Source organism: Wenyingzhuangia sp. IMCC45467, from assembly GCF_054111205.1.
The window spans coordinates 1,003,484-1,025,144 of record NZ_CM134196.1; the positions used below are offsets into that span (position 1 = coordinate 1,003,484).

The window sequence follows — 21,661 nt, forward strand, 5'->3', positions numbered from 1 at the left end:
GATAATAATATTTATAAGCTTATTACCACAAGTATACAACACACACTTATAAAAGTTTGTACTAGTATTTTATAGTATAGCAAATAGCCTCGTAAACTATAAGCTTACGAGACTATTTGTATTAATTCATTAAAGTTTTTACAAAATCTATTTCTTGTTTAATTTCATCAAAAGAAATCTCTAGGTTAATTTCTTCTAACGAATTTAACTGCTCTAACCCTGTAGCCAATTCAGACAATCTACTCATACCTGCTGTAGAGGTAGTTCCTCTTAATTTATGACCTACTTGCTTTAATCCTTCAAGGTTTTTATCATCAACATGCTGTTTAAGTACATTAACAGACTCATCTAATTGTTCTTTCACCAATTGTTGTACTTGATTTAATGCTTCTACATCATCACCATAATACATGCGCAACTGACTGATATCAAAGTGTTTTTTGATCTCTTCTTTTTCTTGCTGCAATGGGCTTAAATTGTTCTTTTTGGCTTTTGGCAACCAGTTTTCAAAAACCAATCTAAGGTGATCTTCAACTATTGGTTTTACAAGAAAATCATCCATTCCTATCTCTATACATCTTTCTCTTTCCCCTTTTACATTACCAGCTGTAATTGCAATAATAGGAATATGTACTTTGGTTCCAGCTTCAATACTTCTTATTTTTTTGGTGGCTTCATATCCATTCATTTCTGGCATTTGAATATCCATGATAATAAGGTCAAATTTATGTTCTTCATATAACTTAACTCCTTCCAAACCATTAACAGCCTCTAATATATTTGCATGTGGAACTTGTTTTTTTATGATGGTTTTTGCTAAAAACCTGTTAACATTATTATCCTCTACTATTAAAATATTAAGATCTTCTTTAAATGTTGGTTCACTCTCTTCTTCATTTAATAAAGTAAAACTTTCCTTTTCTGCACTACTACTCTTTAATTTAGAAAGCACATTATATATGTCGTGAGACTTTACTGGTTTTGTTAATCTTTTAGCAACTCCTAATTCTTTACATTTAGGTATAATATCGGCATCACTAGACGAACTATACAGTAAAATGATAGGCGAAACTTCTGGTAATGGATAAAAACTATCTCTTATTTTCTCTATAGTTTCTATTCCATTCATATATGGCATATGATAATCCATAATAATAACATCGTATTCTTTATTATCTGCCAAGAGTTGCAATGCTTCAAAACCATTTTTGGCTTCGTCGGATGTAATGTTTTTTAATCTTAAAATTTGTTTTAAAATATCTCTATTATTATCATTATCATCTACAATTAAAACATGTTTAATAGAATCTAAATTTTCCCAAATAATTTCTTCCCCTTTTTCTGTTTCAAGAGTTATATCAAAATAAAAAGTACTTCCTTGACCAACAGCACTTGTTAACTGAAGTCCACTATTCATCATTAACAAAAGTTTGTTAGATATGGTTAATCCTAGACCTGTACCCCCATATTTTTTTGTAGTTGAAGCATCTTCTTGAGAAAAAGCTTCAAATATTTTTTGTTGTTTTTCTGGTTTTATCCCAACTCCTGTATCTCTTACACTAAAACGAATGGTTTTGGTTGTTTCTTGACTTTCTACAACTTCAATTTTCAACTCTATCTCACCTTTTTCAGTAAATTTAGTTGCATTCCCTAATAAGTTAATTAAAATCTGCTTTAACCTAATAGCATCAGCCCAAATAAATCTTGGAATATCAGGTGATATATTTAACAACATCTCTAAACTCTTTTGTTGTATTTGGTAGTTTACAATGTCTGTAGAGTGTGCACCGATTTCGTAAATATCACATTTTTCAATATCCAATTCTAGTTTACCAGCTTCTATTTTTGAGAAATCTAAAATATCATTGATAATGTTTAGTAAACCGTTTGCCGATTGGTTTACAATATTTAAATACTGTTGTTGTGTTTCTGTTAAGTTGGTTTTTAATACCAAATCTGTAAAACCTATAACACCATTTAATGGGGTTCTAATTTCATGACTCATATTTGCTAGAAACTCAGACTTAGCAATACTTGCCTCTTCTGCTAGTATTTTGGCCTTTTTTAATTCTTCTCTTTGTCGGATCATACTACTGATGTTTTGGGTAAAAATCATCATTCCTCCAATTTTTTGGTCAAAAGTAAACCAAGGTCTTATTACCCAAGTTATAGAGTGTATTTTTCCTGAAGTTTTAGATACGTACTTATCTTCGCTAACTGTATGAATAATCCCCTTCTCTAAGACCTCTTTATGAATATTTTTCATATTGGTTCCTAAAACAGGGTTTAAATCATAATGAGATTTACCTATAATATCTAAGTCTTCTAAATGATAATCATCAATCCACTTTTTACTAACTTCTATGTAGTTCATATCCTTATCAAGCATAGCAACTGCAGCAGGTGCATGTTTAACAAAGGCAGATAATCTGGCTTTTTCAGCTAACAAATCGTTTTCAACCTGTTTTCTTTTACTGATGTTGGTAGCAACCCCTAAGTATCCTATTATTTGATGATCTATGTTTTTTATAGCCGTAACTACTAATGACACAATTAACTCACAACCATCCTTAGTTATATAGGTCCATTCTCTTTGTTCAACTCCATTTTTTTCGGCCATATGAACAAATACTCTAAACCCTTCTATATTTACACCTTCTTGTATTGTTAACTCAGCACCTCTATTACTTACTTCTTCTGGTTTGTGAATAATAGCAGGACTTTGTTTACCTACCATTTCTTTACTAGTATATCCTAATAAACTTTCAGCTCCTTTATTAAAAACAGTTATAACTCCATTAATGTCGGTTGCAATAATACTTACTTGTGTTGCTGCATTTAAAACATCATCTAATAACTTTTTAGACTCTTTAAACTGAATTTCTGCTACTTTACGTTTATTAATGTCTTGAAACGTTCCATATAACCTTACACATTTTCCATTTTTAAATTCAGGCTCACCAATAGCTCTACACCATATTTCATTTCCTTTTTGTGTAGTAATTTGGAGTTCTGTATCCCAACTTTTTTGTTCATTAATAGCTTCTTCTATGCATTTTGAAATGGTATCTCTAGAAACACCTTCTTTATAAAAATTGATTGCAGTATCTAGTTCAGGAACAAAATCATCTCCTACTTCATGTATATCTTTTGTTATTTCTGTCCAGTGAATTTTATTTGAAATTAAATCAGCTTCCCAACCACCTACACGTGATACTTTATTAGTTTTTTCTAATAATTCTTTGGTTCTAGTAAGGTCTTTCTCTAGCATATACTGATCAGTAATATCTACAGCATTACCTATAACATAATTACTTCCTAAATCATTATTTTGCAATGAATTACTAAAAAACCATATACGCTTAGATCCGTCTTTCGATACAGTGACCATTTGCCCTTTGAACACACGAGACTCTTTAATTGCTATTAAATAATTTTTAATATTATCATGTCTTTCTTTAGGAACAATATCAAATAATGTAAAACTTAATATTTCTTCTGTAGAGTATCCTAAAGCGCTAGCACCTGATTTATTAACCGTTAATAACTTTCCGTTTAAATCATGTGTACACATTAAACCTTGAGAATTCTCAAAAAACGTTTTAAATTTTTTCTCACTTTCTGCTAATTGCTTACTTAAATTTTTAGCATCAGTAACATCTCTAGCATTGGCAAAAATATTTCCAGTTTTTGGCTCAGGACTGGCCACCCATTCTAATACTTTATATTCACCGTTTTTTGTTCTAAACCTGTGTGTAAAATTAACTGTTTGATGACCTTTTGCTAATTTTTGTATTTCTTCAACACTGCCTTTTTGATCGTCTGGATGAATAAAATCAAAAAAAGAATTGTTTAGCAACTCTTCTAACTCCCAACCTAAACATACTTGAAAAGCAGGGTTTACTTTTTTAAAGAAACCATTGGTATTAGCTATACATATTAAATCTTTAGAAAGTAAAAATAGTTTACCAAAATGTTTATATTCTTCTACACCTCTACGTTTAACAATTAAATCGGTAGCCTCTATGGCTAATATTTCAAGTGCTTTAGCTTGTTTTTCAGTAATTTTTCTAGGAATTGTGTCTATAACACATAGTGTTCCTAATGCATATCCATTTGGATCTATTAAAGGTTGCCCTGCATAATATTTAATATTAGGCTCTCCTTTAACCAAAGGATTGTTGTTAAATCTATCATCTTTTGTAGCATCTTGCACCTCAAAAAGATCTTCTTGCATAATAGCATGATTACAAAACGCAATCTCTCTCGGTGTTTCGGTAGCTTCTAGTCCTTGTCTAGACTTAAACCATTGTCTTTTACCATCTAACAAAGAAATTAAACACATTGGTGTGTCACATATTAATGAGGCTAATTTGGTAATTCTATCAAAATCTTCTTCTTCTTCAGTATCTAAAATTTCGTAATCAATTAAGGCTTGTAATCTTTCTATTTCTTTTTGATTGATATCTTTTTTGATGTTGCTCATAGAATGTTTTTATATTTTGAAGATATTACTAAATAAAGTAATATTATTTAGTATGAAATACTTTTAATGAAAATAAGAATATAATTTGATATAAAACATAGTTAAAGACTTCTTTTTTCCTAACTTTATTAATCATAAAATCAATCCTTACATGAATAAAAGTTATTTAACTTTTTTTAAAGTTACTTTGTTTTTCATACTTACTTTTTGTGCTCAATTTGTTATTGCCCAAGATTTATCTTCTGATGAATTATTTACGCAAGCTAGAAAGGCTGCTTTTGATGAAGATGACTACCCTAAGGCTATTTTATTGAGCAAACAGGCATTAGAAAAAAGTCCAAATTATGCTGATATTAGAATTTTTTTAGGTAGAATTTACACCTGGTCCGATAAAAAAAATGAAGCTAGGCAAGCTTTTAAAATGGTTTTAGAAAACACACCCGAAAACGAAGAGGCAACTATTGCTTATACCAATTTAGAATTTTGGAATAACAACTCTAGAGGTGCATTAAAAATTATCAACGCAGGACTAACACATCACCCTAACTCTATAGATTTATTGGTCTATAAAGCAAGGTTATTAAACGATATAAAAAAGTGGGAAGAAGCCGAAGGAGTGGTAGAACAAATTTTAAAAAAAGAACCAAAAAATGAAAAAGCAAGAGCATTGTTAATTAAAATAAAAGACAATTCTTTTAAAAACCAAATAGGAGTATCTTATGAATATGTATATTTTGACGAGGGATTTAACGGTCGTGACCCATGGCAACTAGCCAGCTTAGATTACAGCACTCAAACTCCCATTGGTTCAGTAATAGCAAGAGTAAATTATGCGAATAGATTTTTAAGTAACGGGCTTCAATACGAAATAGATGCCTATCCTAGTTTTACAGAAAACTTTAGAGCCTACATGAGTGTTGGATACTCTGATTCTAGTATTTTTCCAGATTATAGAGCCGGGCTTTCTCTGTATTACGATTTACCCAAAAGTTTTGAAGCCGAAGCAGGTTTTAGATATTTAAACTTTGGTAGTGATACATGGATTTATACAGCTTCTATAGGTAAATACTACAGCAGTTTTTGGTTTAATTTAAGAACTTATTTAACGCCTTCAAACAACGATTTATCTAGATCATTTTCTTTTTCTACAAGATATTACTACAGTGGAACAGATGATTATTTTGGAATAAGAATAGGTACAGGTTTGTCTCCTGATGATTCTGCCAATGCTAACTTAATAGGAACCTCTACTTACAAACTAATATCTCACAACATCAACTTAAATTACAGAAAAACATTTAATACTTTTAATGTAATTACATTTAGCTTTGGTTTCGAAAATCAAGAATATAGAGTAAACACTAAAGGAAATCAAATAGATTTTGGAGTGACTTATTCAAGACGTTTTAGATAAATGAAAAATAAAAAAACTTACATTATTGGTGCCACCATTTTACTTATTCCGTTTTGGATGTGGTTATTTTGGTTTTTTACCCCAAAGACACTTTTGCTTGGTTCTATAATAGACAAAACTGTTTTAACAACAGATGGCCAAGAACACATTTCTTTAACTTGGATGTTAAATCATAAAAAATTAACCAAAACAACTCATAATTTATACGATGTAAAACATGATTATTTTGGTTTTTTTCCTAAAGAAGATGAAAAATTTAGAACCAAAGGCTTAGAACGATTTACTGAAGAACAATTACAAAAATTAAGTGAGGATGTAGATTTTACTTACTTTACAGATACTTATGGTATTTATAATAATGAATGGTACACTAAAGACTCTACCAAAATTAGATATGGAAAACTATATGGTGGTTTAAGCGAACAAGACTTGGAGTTTTTAACCTATATGAAAGAAAAAAAGAAGTTGATTTTGGCTGAGTTCAACACCATAGCTTCTCCAACCTCTTTAGCAAACAGACGTGGTTTTGAAGAACTTTTTGGAATGCAATGGACAGGCTGGACAGGTCGTTATTTTGATAGTTTTGACACCATTAAAAACCTAGAACTACCTAAATGGCTGGTTAAAAATTACGAGAAAAACCATAAAGAAGGTTGGAATTTTAAAAAATCTGGAATTGCTTTTGTTAATAACAATGGTGGTGTTGTAGTTTTAGAAGATAGTTTAGACTTAAACGAAGAAATACCCTATATACATTCAACTAAAAAAGGACAGGATAGATTTGGCTTGCCCAAAAAAATTAAATATTCTTTTTGGTTTGATATTATTAAAATTGATAGAAATGTTAACGAAATTATTTCTGGATATCAATTAGAAGTAAACCAAAATGGTGCTAAAAAACTAAAAGACAACAACATTCCTAAAAACTTTCCTGCAGTTATTAGACATAACAAAGGAGGTTATAGATTTTATTATATGTCTGGAGATTTTTCAGACAACCCAATAAGTATAAGCAGCTCTTATTTTAAAGGAATACATTATTTTAAATGGCTGTTTTACGACCTCTCTAACCCTATGGAAAGAAAAAGCTTTTTTTGGGAATTTTATTATCCTTTAATGGATCATATTTTTGATGAGGAAACAAAAATTCTTAACAAATAAAAACACCCTCATTAGTTAGCATATTTTTGATAGATAGAATCTGGTATTATTTTTTGCCCCTTGGTTATAAGTATACTTTTTCTCTTAAATGTATTAAATAAGTTTTGTATTCTATTTTTTACATCATCATCTTGAAGTGTCGCTTCTCCCATATTCTGATTTAACTCAAATAAACTTTCTCCATTTAAATGATAGTTTCCCATAACAAAATCATTTATATCTGTTTTGGTCTGAATAAAAGGATAACTATGTATATTTCTAAAACTTTTAATAGTATCTAAACCATCTCCCATCCAACTAGCTATTGATGGATTTTTAATATCATAACTATTTGTTAAATAAGACAATAAACTAGGAGCAATATCAAAATGAGTAGAAATTGAGGCAAACTGCTCTGTTCTTTTTAACAATGGTGAGTAGATTAACAAAGGAACGTGATATCTATCAATTTTTGTAGCCATTGGAATTTCTGGAAGTCTATGATCTCCTGTAATTAAAAAAATAGTATTCTTAAAATCTGGTCTTTTTTTGTATTCATTAAAAAACTCTTTAATTGCATCATCAGCATACAATATAGAGGCATATTGAGCCTTATAATTTCTATGAGTTTTTTTAGTTTTATCATCAAAATTTAGCTCGTTTAATCTCTCTTCAAATTTTTGATTGTATTTTTCTTGCTCTTCTACTAAAAAAGGACTGTGAGTTGCTACTGTTAGAATTACACTTAAATATGGCTGTTCACTAGAATTATTTGTATTTAAAAAGTGTTTAAATAATGCTTTATCACTATACCCCCAAGAAAATCCACTAGCACTAGAGGCTGGTAATTTAACAGCATTTTTAGGAAAACTATCATAATCATTAATAGACACATTATTTTTCTGCAAAAACAATTTCATATTATCAAACTTAGATTCTCCTCCGTAATAAAAGGATGTAGTATATCCGTTCTTTTTTAAAATATTAAAGAGTGATAAATGTTGGGGCATATTATTTCCTAATGCTAAAAAACCACTATCTCCAAAAGGAAGAGAAGCCATTAAGGATGGTAACACAGCAAAGGTTCTCCCTCCTTGACTTAAAAAATTTTTCCAATACAAACTTTGATTTGCTAAAGAGTCTAAACAAGGTGTAAAATTACCTAAATATGCACCTTTATTGGTAAATGCCCTACCCAAACCTTCAACCAACAGAATTACAATATTTGGTTTTTGTTTAGACGATCTAAAGAATGTAGACAATACATCTGGACTATTATTGGCATGCAAAAAAGGATAATTTTCTTCATCTATGTATTTAAAAGATAAAATATCTACATCTTCTCCTTCATAGTCTCCTATATAACTATCGGCATAAATATCCATTTCATAAACTTCAGGAAAAAAATGTTTGTATGAACTTTTGTAGAAAAAATCACTTTTATTCAATACCAAACTACTTTCAAAATCGGTACTAAATTTTGTGTTTTGTGTAAGGCTATTGGTATTAAAAAACAACATTATTAACGAAATAATCGCTAAAACAAAACTTGTTTTATATGGTAACCTTATATATATTTTTCCAATATTTAACAATAATATTAACAAGCAAGAAAATACTATAACACCTATAATTGGTGCAACACTTACTCCTCCAGCAGCTTCAAGAGTTTGTTTAATATCAGCAACAGAATATCCATAAATATCTGCTCCCAAAGGAACCAAAGCTGTATTAAAATACTGTATTAAACATAAATGGATGATAGCTAGAATAACAAGATATGAATATGCAATTATTTGAGTTAATCTTTTATTAATCATAAATAAAAATACATATACAATGTATTCATAAAACAACCATTTTATCCAAAATACTATATTTAAAATAAGCGACCATACTACAATTTTTGTAACATTTTTAGGATATTCATTTGTAATACCATTATATATAATTTCACCTACCGATAAGAAAAACAAAACAATAAACCAAGTAATAAAAACACTAGAAAATGTTTTATTTGCATTTAAAAATTGATGAAATTTAGAGCTTTCTTTTATTGATTTCATGATGAAGTCTTTTGATTATTGGTTCCAAATCCTTGTCTAGTCATTTCTCCCCAACTTTTCTTTTTTCTAAGATAATCTATATTACCTCTAATAGCAGAATACACTACAAACGGATGAAAAAATATTGGTTCTAGGATAGCTGTAAATACTAGTTTTATAATTTCTGATTCTTTTTTGTATTGATTATAAGTAAGCACTTCCATTAAAATAGCAAATACAGAATATAATATTCCGAAACTAAAAACCATTAATAATAAACTCATAAAATATGTCCAATTTATCAATCCGAAGTATGCAAAAACCAAAAAACTAATCAATCCTAAAAACTCAATAATAGGAGCTAAAAACTCAAAGAAAAACCAATATGGATAACTTAAAATTCCTAAAATCCCATAGTCTGGGTTAAAAAACATTTTTTTATGAATTTTAAGTGTTTCTATAGTTCCTCTTGTCCATCTATTTCTTTGTCTACCTAAAATCTTAAAATTATCAGGAGCCTCTGTCCAACATAACGGATCGGGTATAAAACTTACTTTATACGGAAGATCTAACTCTTCCATATAACGTCTCATTCTTACTACTAACTCAATATCCTCTCCAACAGTTTCAGTATCATACCCCCCACATTTGATGGCAATTTCTTTATCAAAAGCTCCAAAGGCTCCCGAAATAAGTAATAAACCATTCAACCTACTCCATGCCATACGCCCTAATAAAAAAGCCCTAATATACTCTAAGGTTTGTACTCTTGGTAAAAACTTTTTAGGAAGATTTACATGTAACAATCTACCATTTTCTATAATACAACTATTGGCTATTCTAATTACACCTCCTGTAGCAATAACTTTTTCATCGGTATTTTCTAAAAAAGGTTTTACTAATTTTAATAATGAATCTTGTTCTAAAATACAATCTACATCAACACAAACAGTATATTCATAATTAGAAATATTAATTCCTGTATTTAAAGCATCTGCTTTCCCCCCATTCTCTTTATCTACAACAATAAGTTTTCTGTAAATAAGCTTTTTACTCCTATAAACTCCTTTTACTGGTTTTGTTTTTATTTGTGAGTTTACAAAATAAGAAGTCTTGTATAAATCATATTTAGCAATTAATTTTTCTAGAGAGTCATCGGAACTTCCATCATTTACAATAATTAGTTCTAGATTGTTATAATGTAAAGAGAGTAAAGACCTTACATTTTCTATAATAGTAGCACCTTCATTATAAGCTGGTGCTATAATAGATACCCTCGGAGCTTCTGAAGATGAAGAAATAGCATTATAATCTGTAAAGCTATTTTTATTTAAATAATATCTAGTTTCTCCAATGGAATATATACCTATAAATATATATGAAATTATTAGTACTAAAGAGTACATCATAATTCCGAAACTAAATAAATCAAATAATAAAGACTGCCAACTCATATTGTTATTTCCTCTTTTATTTGCGCTACAATTAGATTCATATTTGTAGATTCTGGTTGTAAACCACTACTTATTTCATTAAAAATAGATGGATTGATTTTAGCAATAGTTCTTGTTAATATTATTTTTAAGGCTGTATTTTCAATATTTAATTGAGTTCTTAAAAATGGTATATCATCATCAGTTCCTATAGATTGTAATGCATTAGCAATTTCTATTTTATTCTCGTAAACTTCTTTTTCAAAAACAGAAATTAATAAAGCAGAGGTTGAACTGTTAAATATTTTTGTAATGGTCTTAATAGCTTGCTTTCTTACTATTTCACTGTCATGTTCAATACATAAGCTTACATCATCATAAAGTTCAAAAAGGTGATATTCATCTACTAATTTTAATGCAAAAACAACTACAGTATTGTTTTTAGATTTTAACCATATGTCGACACCATTAAAACTATCGTAGTCAAATTGTGCTAACTCTCTTTGTAATATCATTTGATACCATTCTGATATTGGTTGAGTTACCGTATTTAAAAACTTTAACCCATCAAAACCGATAAGTTTTATAATTGCGATCTGAGCTTCTGCCCTAACCAAATCATTTTTGTGATTGGTGTTTGCAGAAACCTTTTCGTGTAACTTCTCAAGTTTCATAATACCAATTTCCTGGATAGCTTTGGCTTTTATATGCCAATTTTTAGAATTAATATTTTCTACAACATATTTATCTAAATGTAATTGGGTATATAATTTTAATAGAGATTCTCTAGACTGTCCAGAAAAATTCTTTGATGCTGATAAAATCTGTTGTGTAATAATTTTTCTGAACGTTTTTATAAGCATTAAGTTTTCTATACTCTTTTGATGATGTTTTAAATTTTGATCATCAGAATATACTGTATTATTAATAATGTTATTGCACAAATGTGTCCATCGCTTGTATTTTTTTCTTTTAATATTTTTAATAAGTAAAATGATGAGCATGTAAATAAGCAACACAAACGAAGTACCAATAAAAAAATATATTAATGGTTTTAGTTGTATCATTTATTTTTTCTTAACGCAAATCTTTTAACTCTTACAGATAGTTCATTTGGACTAAAAGGCTTTGATATAAAATCATCAGCCCCTAATTCAAAGGCTTCTAAAACCACTTCTTCTTGTCCCATAGTGGTTAATATAATAATAGCAATGCTACTATTATATTTTTCTTTAACAGCACCTATAATTTCTAAACCAGACACATAGGGCATCATAATATCCGAAATAATCAAATCAGGGGTATGTTCTTCAATTTTTTGTAAAGCTTCACGACCATCAACAGCAGTTATTATATGGTATCCATCTTTTTTTAGTCTAAACTCTAAAGTACTTAATATCAAAGCATCATCCTCAGCAATCAAAATTTTCATAGCATGTTTCTTATTTGAGGTAATAAACAAATGTTTTACCTAAATTAGGTTACACTAATATAATAGTTTCTTTTGACTCTAAAGATTTATAAAAACTGTTTATTTATGACAACAATTAATAAGTATAGTATTCATATTTTTTAAATAAAAATTAAATGTGTTCTTGTGTAACAAAATACTCTTAATTATATTTGCACTCGCAAACGAGAAATCGTGAGACACTCAGGAGAAATGGCAGAGTGGTCGAATGCGGCAGTCTTGAAAACTGTTGACTGTAACAGGTCCGGGGGTTCGAATCCCTCTTTCTCCGCAACTGTTTAGCACAAACAAGCACAAAACCTTATAAACACTATGTTTATAAGGTTTTTTTGTGTTCTATAGTTAATTCTATATAAAATTAAATTATTTTATATGTTGGATTCACAATTCGGTCAACAAAAATAACATCAAAAATTGTTGACCGCTTATGAGTAATAATATAGTTGATTTTGACTTTCGTCCCAATGTTTACCTCTTAAAGACGACAACTATGAACGTTTCAAACACTTTTCTATGCTATATTCATAAAAAAATCACGCAAAGAAAAGGGATCCTTTGCGTGATTAAAAAACTAAAACTAAACTATTAATTACCTAACTATTAACTTAATATTTGCTGTTTTGTTTACTTGTACATAATAAATACCAGGTGATAAATTATGTGTTACTTGAATAGTTTTGGTAGTGTTAATATCATAATTATTATCTATAATTAAACTACCCAAAGTATTGTAAACTCTTACGTTTGCATTTTTTTGTGTAAAATTTTGTCCTAGATGTAAATTAAACACCCCTACAGTAGATGGATTTGGACTAATATTTAAATCACTGCTTGTTATTTTAATCTCTTCTGAAGTTAATGATGTTACGTAAGAATCTAAAGCCGCTTGGTTCTCAAATGTTTTAATCCAATCTATCTCATAAGCTTCACTAGCATCAACAGATGTTCCATCTGCTATTTTAAACTGGAATAAAGAGAATGAAGTTAACGCATCTGTTAATAAACTAACTCCACCTGTAAATGTACTTCCTGCTAAATCATATGATATAATACCGTTAGAATCCTTATAAGTATCATTATACGTATTAAAAGTACCTCCATACACACCTATATTTGTATCAAAAGTAATTCTACAATCTCCAGGATATACATTAAATTTTACTGCAACAATAGGATAATCTCCAGCATGTAAGTTTATTGGTGTGTTTGTATATTTTAAATCTGCTCTATATTTTGATCCTGATCCATCTTGAGAAGCATTAAATTCAGTTTTAAGTACACCCCCTGTAACTGTAACAGATGCTGGAGATTGTTGTGGTACCCATCCTTCTTGATCTGCATCTGTATTAAACTCAAAAGCAACTGAACCTGTATCAGAAGTTGGTTCATCAGCATCAGAAGTATCATCTAATGCATTCATATGAGCTTGTAACTCTCCAGTACTTTTAAAAGTAGCAATCCAATCTACACTATAACTTGTATCATCTGAATCTGCTATAATAATATTTATTTTTCTATAAGTAAGATCTCCTCCTGTAAAATCAGTATCGTCAGACAATCTATAATAGTAAACTTTATTCCCATTTATAGTTGTATAATTACCATCACCTGAGTTGGAATTCCATTCACTATTGTCCCAAACCGTAGATTCACCTACTACTCTTAACATTTCTAGCTTAAAATTTCCTTCTGGTCTATCCCCAATAAATTTAACAGCAAAAATGGCATCATTGTCCGAATTAAGTACAATGTCTTTTCCAGCATCATTTGCTGAATTATACTGTATATCTCCACGGTAAGAGCCTACTGTTCCTCCCATAGTAACATTTAAACGACCTCCTGATACTGTTGGTGTACCACCACTAGAAATTCCCCAATCTCCTACAACTCCATCGCTACTAAAGTTTCCGTTTAAAGAAGTACCTAGTAATAACTGAGCTTGAACCGAAGTAAAGATCCCGAAAATAAATAATAAGAGCATTAATGCTTGATGCTTCTTAATTTTTGTTTGTTTTTTAAAATGTAATTTTTTCATCATGTTTAATAAATTTAGTTGTTTGTAATAATGTTCTAAAATTATATTATCCCCCCCTTTTATGTATAACTAAAATTTCAAAGACTATAAACAAAGTACACTATAGTATTTATTTTAAGCACATTACATTAATGGGCATTAATTTATAACACTTCCCCTTAAACGCACAAAACCTTACTCTCTCAAGTAAGGTTTGTTTTTAAAAAGATCTAAACTTTTAGTTATTATTCATTTGATGGTTTTCCAATAGTTGCTAAAATCCCTCCATCAACATAAATTACCTGACCATTGATAAAATTACTAGCATCTGATGCTAAAAATATTGCTGCTCCTGCCAAATCCTCTGGATCTCCCCATCTACCAGCAGGTGTTCTACCAATAATAAATTCATTAAACGGATGACCATCTACCCTAATTGGTTCTGTTTGAGAAGTAGCAAAATATCCTGGACCAATTCCATTTACTTGAACATTATATTTCCCCCATTCTGTTGCTAAGTTTTTTGTCAACATTTTTAAACCTCCTTTTGCAGATGCATAAGCACTTACATTATCTCTTCCTAATTCACTCATCATAGAACACATATTGATAATTTTTCCAGATTTACGGGCAATCATAGATTTTGCAACTAATTTTGACATGATAAAAGGACCTACCAAATCTACATCTATGACTTGTCTAAAATCTTCTACTGTCATATCAATAGCCATTACACGTTTAATAATTCCTGCATTATTAATTAAAATATCTATTTGACCATGATTTTCTTCTATATTATTTACTTGTTCTGTTGCTTCCCTTTCATTTGTCACATCAAATACATATCCCGTAGCTGTATATCCTTTTGATCTATAATACTTAATAGATTCTTCTAAAGGCTCTAAAATATTATTAGTAATAATAAGTTCAGCACCAGCTTTGGCCAAACCCTCTGCCATAGCCATTCCTAAACCATGTACACCACCTGTAATTAAAGCTTTTTTACCTTTTAAATTGAATAAATTCATTTTTGTTGTTATTTAAGTTAATTGATTTTTTATATATAAGGTTTTATAAACCTTTATCTGTAGTAACTTAGTACAAACAATTTAAGAACATCTCTAGTTTGCATAGATAAATTTACAGATCAAACACTATATTTATATAGAGAGAATATTAATAGATATAATTTTATGTGTTTTAAATTTAGATAGAAGCTCTATCTATAAAATTAAATGGATTTTTAACTTTTCCTTTATTGTTATTCATAATCATATTAGCTGCTGTTTTCCCCATCTGTTTAAAATCTGTAGAAATAACAGCAATCTCTAATAATCTTTTTAAAGGAGTTTCATTGTAGGATATTACTCCTATATCTTTACCTTTTTTTAAATTTTTAACACCTATTAAATCAATCATATTTACCAAATCATCATCATTCATCACCAAAAACAAATCTCCTCTAGATAACGTTAGTTTTTCATATGATTCATATGAAATCTCAGAGGTAATAGAATATTTAATACAGAATTGCATAAATCCATTGATAATTTTAACATGGTATGGATAATGAGTATTTTTAGGAATTCTTAAAATTAATCTATTGTATTTCTTAATTTTTTCTATCCCTAATTGAAGAGCATTATAAATATCTTTTTCAAAATCTTGATAGATTTCTATATAATTTCCTTCTAAAATCAACTCGTTATTATCCATCAATACCAATTTTTCTCTTGGTATTTGTTTAATAAGATTGATGGCTTCTTGAGAAAATTTAACCTGTTCTAAATTTTTAGTTTTAAAATGAGGCATAATTACATAATAGTCATATAAATTTAAATTCTTTTCCATTAAATCTATAAAAAGAGATTCATCACAGTGATAAATTTCTACATCTGTATGATAATCATCTCCTATATTTTCTATAAAAGAATCATACATTTTTAATTTATAAGCACTAAACTTATTTATTAAAAAAAGAACTTTAATTTTGGAAACCAATTTGGTGCTATTTATGTAAGAAGATTTACCTTTTCTAGCAGCAATAACATTCATTTCCTTTAAAATTTTATAGGCCTTCTCTACCGTATCCCTAGATACTTTATAAACTCTGCTAAACTCATTTATTGAAGGAACAGTTTCGTTATTTTTAATATTACCATTAGAAATATTAAATATAAAACAGTCAACTATTTGTTGGTATAAAAATTTATTAGGATCATTACCAAACTTTAAATCCTTCAACATGTCCATCGCTATCTTTTAAGTTTAAAAATTAAACATTCAATTTTTTCTTATTTTAAAATCACATCTTGTAATTCTTCCAATGTTTTACCTTTGGTTTCTGGCATCATAAACATGACAAACAACAACTGAAATACCATCATGAAAGCAAAAATTGCAAATACCCATCCAGCACCAATCATGGTAAATAACACAGGTACCAATGAAGGAACAATGGCTGCCAATACCCAGTGAACTGAACTACCAAAAGATTGACCTGCACCTCTTAAATGATTTGGGAATATTTCTGAAATAAAAACCCAAATAACGGTTCCTTGTCCAATAGCATGTGCAGCAATAAAAGCAAATAAGAAAATAGGCATAAAACGTCCTTCCCAATTGAAAAAGAATGCTAATGAAACCAGTGTTAAAGAAATGATATAACCTAAAGAACCAATATACATTAACTGTTTCCTTCCTAATTTGTCTATTAAATAAATTCCAAAAAGTGTAAAAATCATATTGGTTACCCCTACACCTATACTACTTAACAAAGCAGAACTTTCTGCAAGTCCCGCTTCTGTTAAAATTCTAGGAGCATAATATAATAAAGCGTTGATTCCTGATAGTTGATTAAAAAAAGAAATTAAAAAAGCTAAAATGATTGGAAATCTATATTTTTTAAGAAAAATATTTTCATTAGGAACTGTATTATCCATCTCCTCTTTAATTTGAAATATCAAAGCCTCCGTATTATCGTTTGGATTTATTTTTTCTAAAATTTCTTTTGCTTCAGCAGTTTTTAGTTTTGTTAACAACCACCTTGGACTTTTTGGTAATGTTAATGCTAATAAAGTATAAATAGCAGCAGGAATTGCCTCTACTCCTACCATCCATCTCCAATCATTCTCTCCAATTCCATTTAATAAATAATTAGATCCAAAAGCAACTAATATTCCAAAAACAATATTAAATTGATATAAACCTACCAATTTCCCTCTGTCTTTGGCTGGAGCAATTTCTGAAATATAAGCTGGAGCTGCAATGGTAGATGCTCCTACCCCCAAACCTCCAATAAATCTAAAAACAGCAAAAGTAATAGCTTCATTAGCCAAACTAGACCCTATAGCAGAAATGGTATATAAAACACCAATCCAAATTAAGGTCTTTTTTCTTCCTAGTTTATTAGCTGGAATACCTCCTAAAAAAGCTCCTATAACAGTTCCCCATAAAGCCATTCCAATAACCACCACTCCATGAAACAAATCGCTTGAGTTCCATAAAACCTGTAGTTTTTTTTCAGCTCCAGATATAACAACAGTGTCAAATCCGAATAAAAAACCAGCCAATGCAGCTGTAATAGACCATAGTAAAATCTTGTTATTCATTTTTATATTTTATTATTGATAAATACTTTTATATATCTCTTTTACACAACTTCTATTATATCATAATTGCTAAGGTTAAAACAATAATGCTGCTAAACAGTAATGAAATAAACAGTGAGTATATTTGAATTTTTTTCATCTTTTGTATTTTAATAGTTAATAAATACTTTCTGTTATTTGTTATCCCTACACAACTTATTGTCAAAATTGTATCAAGTTTGGTATAAAAAACAACACTTCAATAATACGCTATCTATTTACAGAAGTGTATAAATTATATTTCTTTTACTATCAACAACATCCACACAACACATAACACACTCAATTACAAATACATAAAACCAAAATTCAACTATAAATATTTTATAAAAAAAAGTCACTATTCAAAAACTGAGATAGTGACTGTTCTTTTTAGGAATTATAAAAAATTATTTTGTTAGAGCAACTGACTCAAAAATTCATTATTCATGGTATCTAAATCATAACAGTTTATTGGTTATATAAAAGCTTTGCTCTACTGGTTTTGCAGATTGTATTTTACCCGCAACCCCATATTGCCATGCCACAACAGTAACCTTTACTGGATATTTTGTCCTTGGCGGTATTTTTGTAAAATGCAACGTGTTACCTTTTAAGTAAGCAGGTCCTTCTTTTACATAATAATTTACTTTTAAACCAACACTTGAAGTACCATTTAACAAAAGTTTTTTTACTCCCTTTTTTATATATTTTATACTATCAAAGGTTATATATTGTTCTTTTCCTAATTTATTTTTCAATGGAAAATGCAACTCTAATTGTTGAACCATACTTTTGTAATTATCATCTCCTTTGTTATGAGCTAACAACCAAATATCACTACTTCGTTTAGGGTTGTTAAATCCCATTCTATAAAAATCAATTTTAAATGTAGTATCATTTACTTTTTTTACTGGACCACAAATTCTATCTATCAACAAAGGTGTTTTTGCATGGTTTTGAGTTTTATTTACTCTAGTAGAATCTGCAAAAAAAGCTTGTACGTTAAAGGTAATACCATCACCCAGAGGTTTAAAATCTAGATGATAATTTGCATGTGTTTTACTAGGGGTTAAAACCTCACCATTTTGCTTAACACCAATATACTGATGTGTTTTACCTCTAGATGTAGCATAGTATACCTCTGTTGCTTTCGCCATTTCTGCATCAAATACCCAAGAAGACATATCCTTATCTCCTTTGTATTTTTTATATTTTGTTGCATTGTATTTTGGAATACTATCTTGTCTCCATTTATCCATTAACCAACCAGAATTAGGAGACACTGTTTTTAGGACTACAGAATCATTTATTGATGATTTTTTAGGCAACCTTTCTACCGCTGCTTTTTCTATATAATTGGCAATATAATTGACTAAACCATCTGAATAATCAAAATGTCCATGACCAGCATCAGCAAACCAAGTAATCACACTTTTAGGATTTTTTTGCTGGTATATAACCCCCGGAGTTAAACGATCTTCCCACCATTCGTACTCTCCCATCACAAATAAAGCAGGAATACCATCAATATTTCTATTTCCCCAATCAGGATTTGGTCTTCCACTACCTGTTAAATTGGTTTGGGGAGCATCTCCATGAATAGATACCAATGCTAAAGTTCTATCGGGTGTAAACGCTGCAAAATTCCAAGGAAAACTTGCATAAGCAGAATGTCCCATAGGTACAATAGGAGCGAACAACAATTCCTGATAACCTGAAACTTCTGCTAAAGATTTCATGATTTCTATAAAAACTTTGTCTTCATTATTTTTAATATCATAGGTAATGGCAAAACCTGGGGTTACCCAAACTTCAGCAAAACCAATTTCAGTCATTTTTTTTCTAAAATCTTGATGCTCTAAGATCCCTTCTTCAACCATGTTGTGTTGCGTAAAAACCACACCTTTTACTTGCTTGCAATTTTCAGGTATCCATAAAAAAGCCTGTGGATGATCATTTGTTTCATTAGAAACATAACTATCTACCTTTATGCTCCATTGCCAAACTTGCGCAGACGCGCATAAACCACTGATAAACAAACCTATAAACAATAGTTTTTTAAGCATTTATATTATTTTAAATCCCAATAAATATTGTAACGCTCTCTATGTAAATCAAACAAAGGAATAAAAGTCAATTCTTTATTTTTTAAACCAACTGATTTAAATGTTAAAGGTTTATTATGAACAGGTTCTAACCATTCTTTAATCTTATCACCTTTTACTTCTAAATGATTATTTAAAGTTGTAGGAACATTATAATCATAAGTATAATAATCATTGTGTAATTGAGGGTTAGAATATGGAGCAGGTTTTTTCATTCCTTCAGTCCCTAATTCAGCAGCCATTACAATAGGTCCATACATTACTGCTCTTACATCAGAATCCTCCTTAGAATTACTCCAATGTAATTCCATTGGATACGTAATTTCTATTTTATCATTATTTTTCCAAACTCTATCTATATTTATATAACTTCCTGGCTTAGATTTTACTCTTATTTTTTTACCATTTACTTTAACAGTAGCTCCTAGAGTAGCCCATGACGGATAACGAACATATAAAGCCGTTTTCACATTTTTGTTTACTGATACAGTAAGTGTTGTTTTATCATCATATGGAAATTTGGTTTCTTGCTTTAAAACAAATCCTTTTTCTTTCCAATTTAACTCTGAAGGAATAAAAAGATTTACAAAAACACCTTTGTTATTATGATAATAAATAGCCTCACTATATTTGGCTTGATTTTCAAAACCAGTCCCTACACAACACCAAAAAGATGCTGTTGGCGTGCTATAAACTTTATGAGCTCCTGGCAACATTGGTAAAAAATAAGCTACCATTCCCGTTGCCGGATCTTGTTGACCTAAAATATGATTGTACAATGCTTTTTCATAAAAATCAGCATATTTTACATCAGCCTCTAAACCAAACAAATGTCTTGTTAATTTTAACATATTATAAACATTACAAGACTCTCCTGTATACCCAGATAAATGTTCTGTTTGGTGATCTGGCTTAAAAAACTTCTCTTTATCACTATTACTTCCAGTTACAAAAGAATGATGATTTACAACGGTATTCCAAAAAAACTCTGGAACTTCTTTATTTTCTTTGTTTCCTTCTATCTCATAATCACGGATCAATCCTATTAATTTAGGAATGTAAGTATTCGCATGCTTTTTATTTAAATTATCTACTTTTTGCTTTAACGGGTCTAAGCTTTCATTATGATAAAAGAACTCTCCTAACCATTTGTATTTTTTATTACCAGTGATTTCATAAAGTGAATAAAAAACATCATTCATCCCTCCAAACTCATTTCGCAACATGATGGTTCTTTGTTCAGGTGTTATCAACTGTAATTTATCATAAGCCCAATTCGCCATGCCTTCAACTACATGTAAAGCTAGTTTGTTGTCTGTATACAAATACTGATCTATTAATCCTGCATACAATTTATGTAATGTATACCATGGAGCCCAAACTCGTTGTCCAGCAATATTTCTGTCAATTAAATTTTGGGGATATGCACTTAAATAGCCATTTTGATTTAATACTTTTTGAACTTCAGCAAGTCCAATTACAATACTATCGGCCTTTGTTTTGTAAACGTCTTCCTTAGTGGTAGCATATAACAATGACAATCCTGATAAAATATGACCAACAGCATGCCCCCTCAATTCACAATCTAAAGACTCCCATCCTCCCAATTTTTCTGTGGTATCATACCCTCCTTCATAACCACTATATACTCCAGCATTGGTTCTAAAACTGTGCAATAAACTATTTGTTTTTAAAGATAAAATCCAACTACTTTCACGTTGCATATTTTCTTTAAATCGAGAGTCTAACAAAGTCACATCTTTCATATCAAAAGCCATGGCCTTTGTTCTATTATTGTCTTTTAAAACTAATTTATTTTGATGTTGCCCTGGATAATGAGATTGAGACATTAAGCTTATTACCCCTCCTAAAAACAATACTATTCCTATTTTAATTTTCATATTTCTTTGAGTCAATATTT

At 29.6% G+C, this 21,661-nt stretch carries 13 protein-coding genes and 1 tRNA gene; 3 read left to right on the forward strand and 11 right to left on the reverse strand.

Annotation, left to right across the window (positions count from 1 at the left end; genetic code table 11):
- Positions 1–121: 121 nt before the first annotated feature.
- Complete coding sequence (locus ACXGQT_RS04320) at positions 122–4,486, reverse strand: PAS domain S-box protein (protein WP_457830179.1); 4,365 nt, start codon at positions 4,484–4,486, stop codon at positions 122–124.
- 151 nt (positions 4,487–4,637) lie between these two features.
- On the opposite strand from ACXGQT_RS04320, the gene ACXGQT_RS04325 reads away from it, so the two are divergent.
- The gene (locus tag ACXGQT_RS04325; protein ID WP_457830180.1) at positions 4,638–5,900 is read left to right on the forward strand and encodes a YaiO family outer membrane beta-barrel protein; all 1,263 of its coding nucleotides are present in this window, start codon (positions 4,638–4,640) and stop codon (positions 5,898–5,900) included.
- Positions 5,901–7,061 (forward strand): hypothetical protein, encoded by a 1,161-nt coding sequence (locus ACXGQT_RS04330; protein ID WP_457830181.1) that lies wholly within the window; start codon positions 5,901–5,903, stop codon positions 7,059–7,061.
- An 11-nt stretch (positions 7,062–7,072) separates the two neighbouring features.
- On the opposite strand, the gene ACXGQT_RS04335 is transcribed toward ACXGQT_RS04330, so the two are convergent.
- Genes ACXGQT_RS04335 through ACXGQT_RS04350 form a run of 4 tightly spaced genes read right to left on the reverse strand, consistent with a single transcriptional unit; the run spans position 7,073 to position 11,950 of the window.
- Complete coding sequence (locus ACXGQT_RS04335; protein WP_457830182.1) at positions 7,073–9,106, reverse strand: LTA synthase family protein; 2,034 nt, start codon at positions 9,104–9,106, stop codon at positions 7,073–7,075.
- Entirely contained in the window at positions 9,103–10,539 is a 1,437-nt protein-coding gene (locus ACXGQT_RS04340) for a glycosyltransferase family 2 protein (RefSeq protein WP_457830183.1), read from the reverse strand. Before ACXGQT_RS04340 ends, ACXGQT_RS04335 begins: the two co-directional genes overlap by 4 nt.
- On the reverse strand, positions 10,536–11,585 hold the full coding sequence (locus tag ACXGQT_RS04345; protein ID WP_457830184.1) for a HEAT repeat domain-containing protein: 1,050 nt from the start codon (positions 11,583–11,585) through the stop codon (positions 10,536–10,538). The genes ACXGQT_RS04340 and ACXGQT_RS04345 overlap by 4 nt, the downstream gene beginning before the upstream one ends.
- The gene (locus ACXGQT_RS04350; protein ID WP_457830185.1) at positions 11,582–11,950 is read right to left on the reverse strand and encodes a response regulator transcription factor; all 369 of its coding nucleotides are present in this window, start codon (positions 11,948–11,950) and stop codon (positions 11,582–11,584) included. The genes ACXGQT_RS04345 and ACXGQT_RS04350 overlap by 4 nt, the downstream gene beginning before the upstream one ends.
- Before the next feature lie 225 nt (positions 11,951–12,175).
- Between ACXGQT_RS04350 and ACXGQT_RS04355 the strand changes: the two genes are divergently transcribed.
- Positions 12,176–12,260: transfer RNA gene (locus ACXGQT_RS04355), tRNA-Ser, on the forward strand.
- Positions 12,261–12,578: 318 nt separating this feature from the next.
- Here the strand turns inward: ACXGQT_RS04355 and ACXGQT_RS04360 are convergent.
- From ACXGQT_RS04360 to ACXGQT_RS04385, 6 genes are all read right to left on the reverse strand, one after another.
- Entirely contained in the window at positions 12,579–14,027 is a 1,449-nt protein-coding gene (locus ACXGQT_RS04360) for a DUF4979 domain-containing protein (RefSeq protein ID WP_457830186.1), read from the reverse strand.
- A gap of 221 nt (positions 14,028–14,248) precedes the next feature.
- Positions 14,249–15,031, reverse strand: a complete 783-nt coding sequence (locus ACXGQT_RS04365; protein ID WP_457830187.1) for a gluconate 5-dehydrogenase — start codon at positions 15,029–15,031, stop codon at positions 14,249–14,251.
- A 178-nt stretch (positions 15,032–15,209) separates the two neighbouring features.
- Positions 15,210–16,256 (reverse strand): GntR family transcriptional regulator, encoded by a 1,047-nt coding sequence (locus ACXGQT_RS04370; protein ID WP_457830188.1) that lies wholly within the window; start codon positions 16,254–16,256, stop codon positions 15,210–15,212.
- Positions 16,257–16,297: 41 nt separating this feature from the next.
- Positions 16,298–17,614, reverse strand: coding sequence for a sugar porter family MFS transporter (locus ACXGQT_RS04375; protein WP_457830189.1), 1,317 nt, complete (start codon positions 17,612–17,614; stop codon positions 16,298–16,300).
- 479 nt (positions 17,615–18,093) lie between these two features.
- Positions 18,094–19,701, reverse strand: coding sequence for a hypothetical protein (locus tag ACXGQT_RS04380; RefSeq protein WP_457830190.1), 1,608 nt, complete (start codon positions 19,699–19,701; stop codon positions 18,094–18,096).
- A 5-nt stretch (positions 19,702–19,706) separates the two neighbouring features.
- Positions 19,707–21,641 (reverse strand): beta-L-arabinofuranosidase domain-containing protein, encoded by a 1,935-nt coding sequence (locus ACXGQT_RS04385; RefSeq protein ID WP_457830191.1) that lies wholly within the window; start codon positions 21,639–21,641, stop codon positions 19,707–19,709.
- Positions 21,642–21,661: the final 20 nt, after the last annotated feature.

Coding starts and splice junctions, on each gene's coding strand:
- ACXGQT_RS04360 (WP_457830186.1), bottom strand. CDS start 14,027: ATGATGAAAAAATTACATTTTAAAAAACAAACAAAAATTAAGAAGCAT.
- ACXGQT_RS04330 (WP_457830181.1), top strand. CDS start 5,901: ATGAAAAATAAAAAAACTTACATTATTGGTGCCACCATTTTACTTATT.
- ACXGQT_RS04385 (WP_457830191.1), bottom strand. CDS start 21,641: ATGAAAATTAAAATAGGAATAGTATTGTTTTTAGGAGGGGTAATAAGC.
- ACXGQT_RS04370 (WP_457830188.1), bottom strand. CDS start 16,256: ATGGACATGTTGAAGGATTTAAAGTTTGGTAATGATCCTAATAAATTT.
- ACXGQT_RS04350 (WP_457830185.1), bottom strand. CDS start 11,950: ATGAAAATTTTGATTGCTGAGGATGATGCTTTGATATTAAGTACTTTA.
- ACXGQT_RS04375 (WP_457830189.1), bottom strand. CDS start 17,614: ATGAATAACAAGATTTTACTATGGTCTATTACAGCTGCATTGGCTGGT.
- ACXGQT_RS04340 (WP_457830183.1), bottom strand. CDS start 10,539: ATGAGTTGGCAGTCTTTATTATTTGATTTATTTAGTTTCGGAATTATG.
- ACXGQT_RS04380 (WP_457830190.1), bottom strand. CDS start 19,701: ATGCTTAAAAAACTATTGTTTATAGGTTTGTTTATCAGTGGTTTATGC.
- ACXGQT_RS04335 (WP_457830182.1), bottom strand. CDS start 9,106: ATGAAATCAATAAAAGAAAGCTCTAAATTTCATCAATTTTTAAATGCA.
- ACXGQT_RS04345 (WP_457830184.1), bottom strand. CDS start 11,585: ATGATACAACTAAAACCATTAATATATTTTTTTATTGGTACTTCGTTT.
- ACXGQT_RS04325 (WP_457830180.1), top strand. CDS start 4,638: ATGAATAAAAGTTATTTAACTTTTTTTAAAGTTACTTTGTTTTTCATA.
- ACXGQT_RS04365 (WP_457830187.1), bottom strand. CDS start 15,031: ATGAATTTATTCAATTTAAAAGGTAAAAAAGCTTTAATTACAGGTGGT.
- ACXGQT_RS04320 (WP_457830179.1), bottom strand. CDS start 4,486: ATGAGCAACATCAAAAAAGATATCAATCAAAAAGAAATAGAAAGATTA.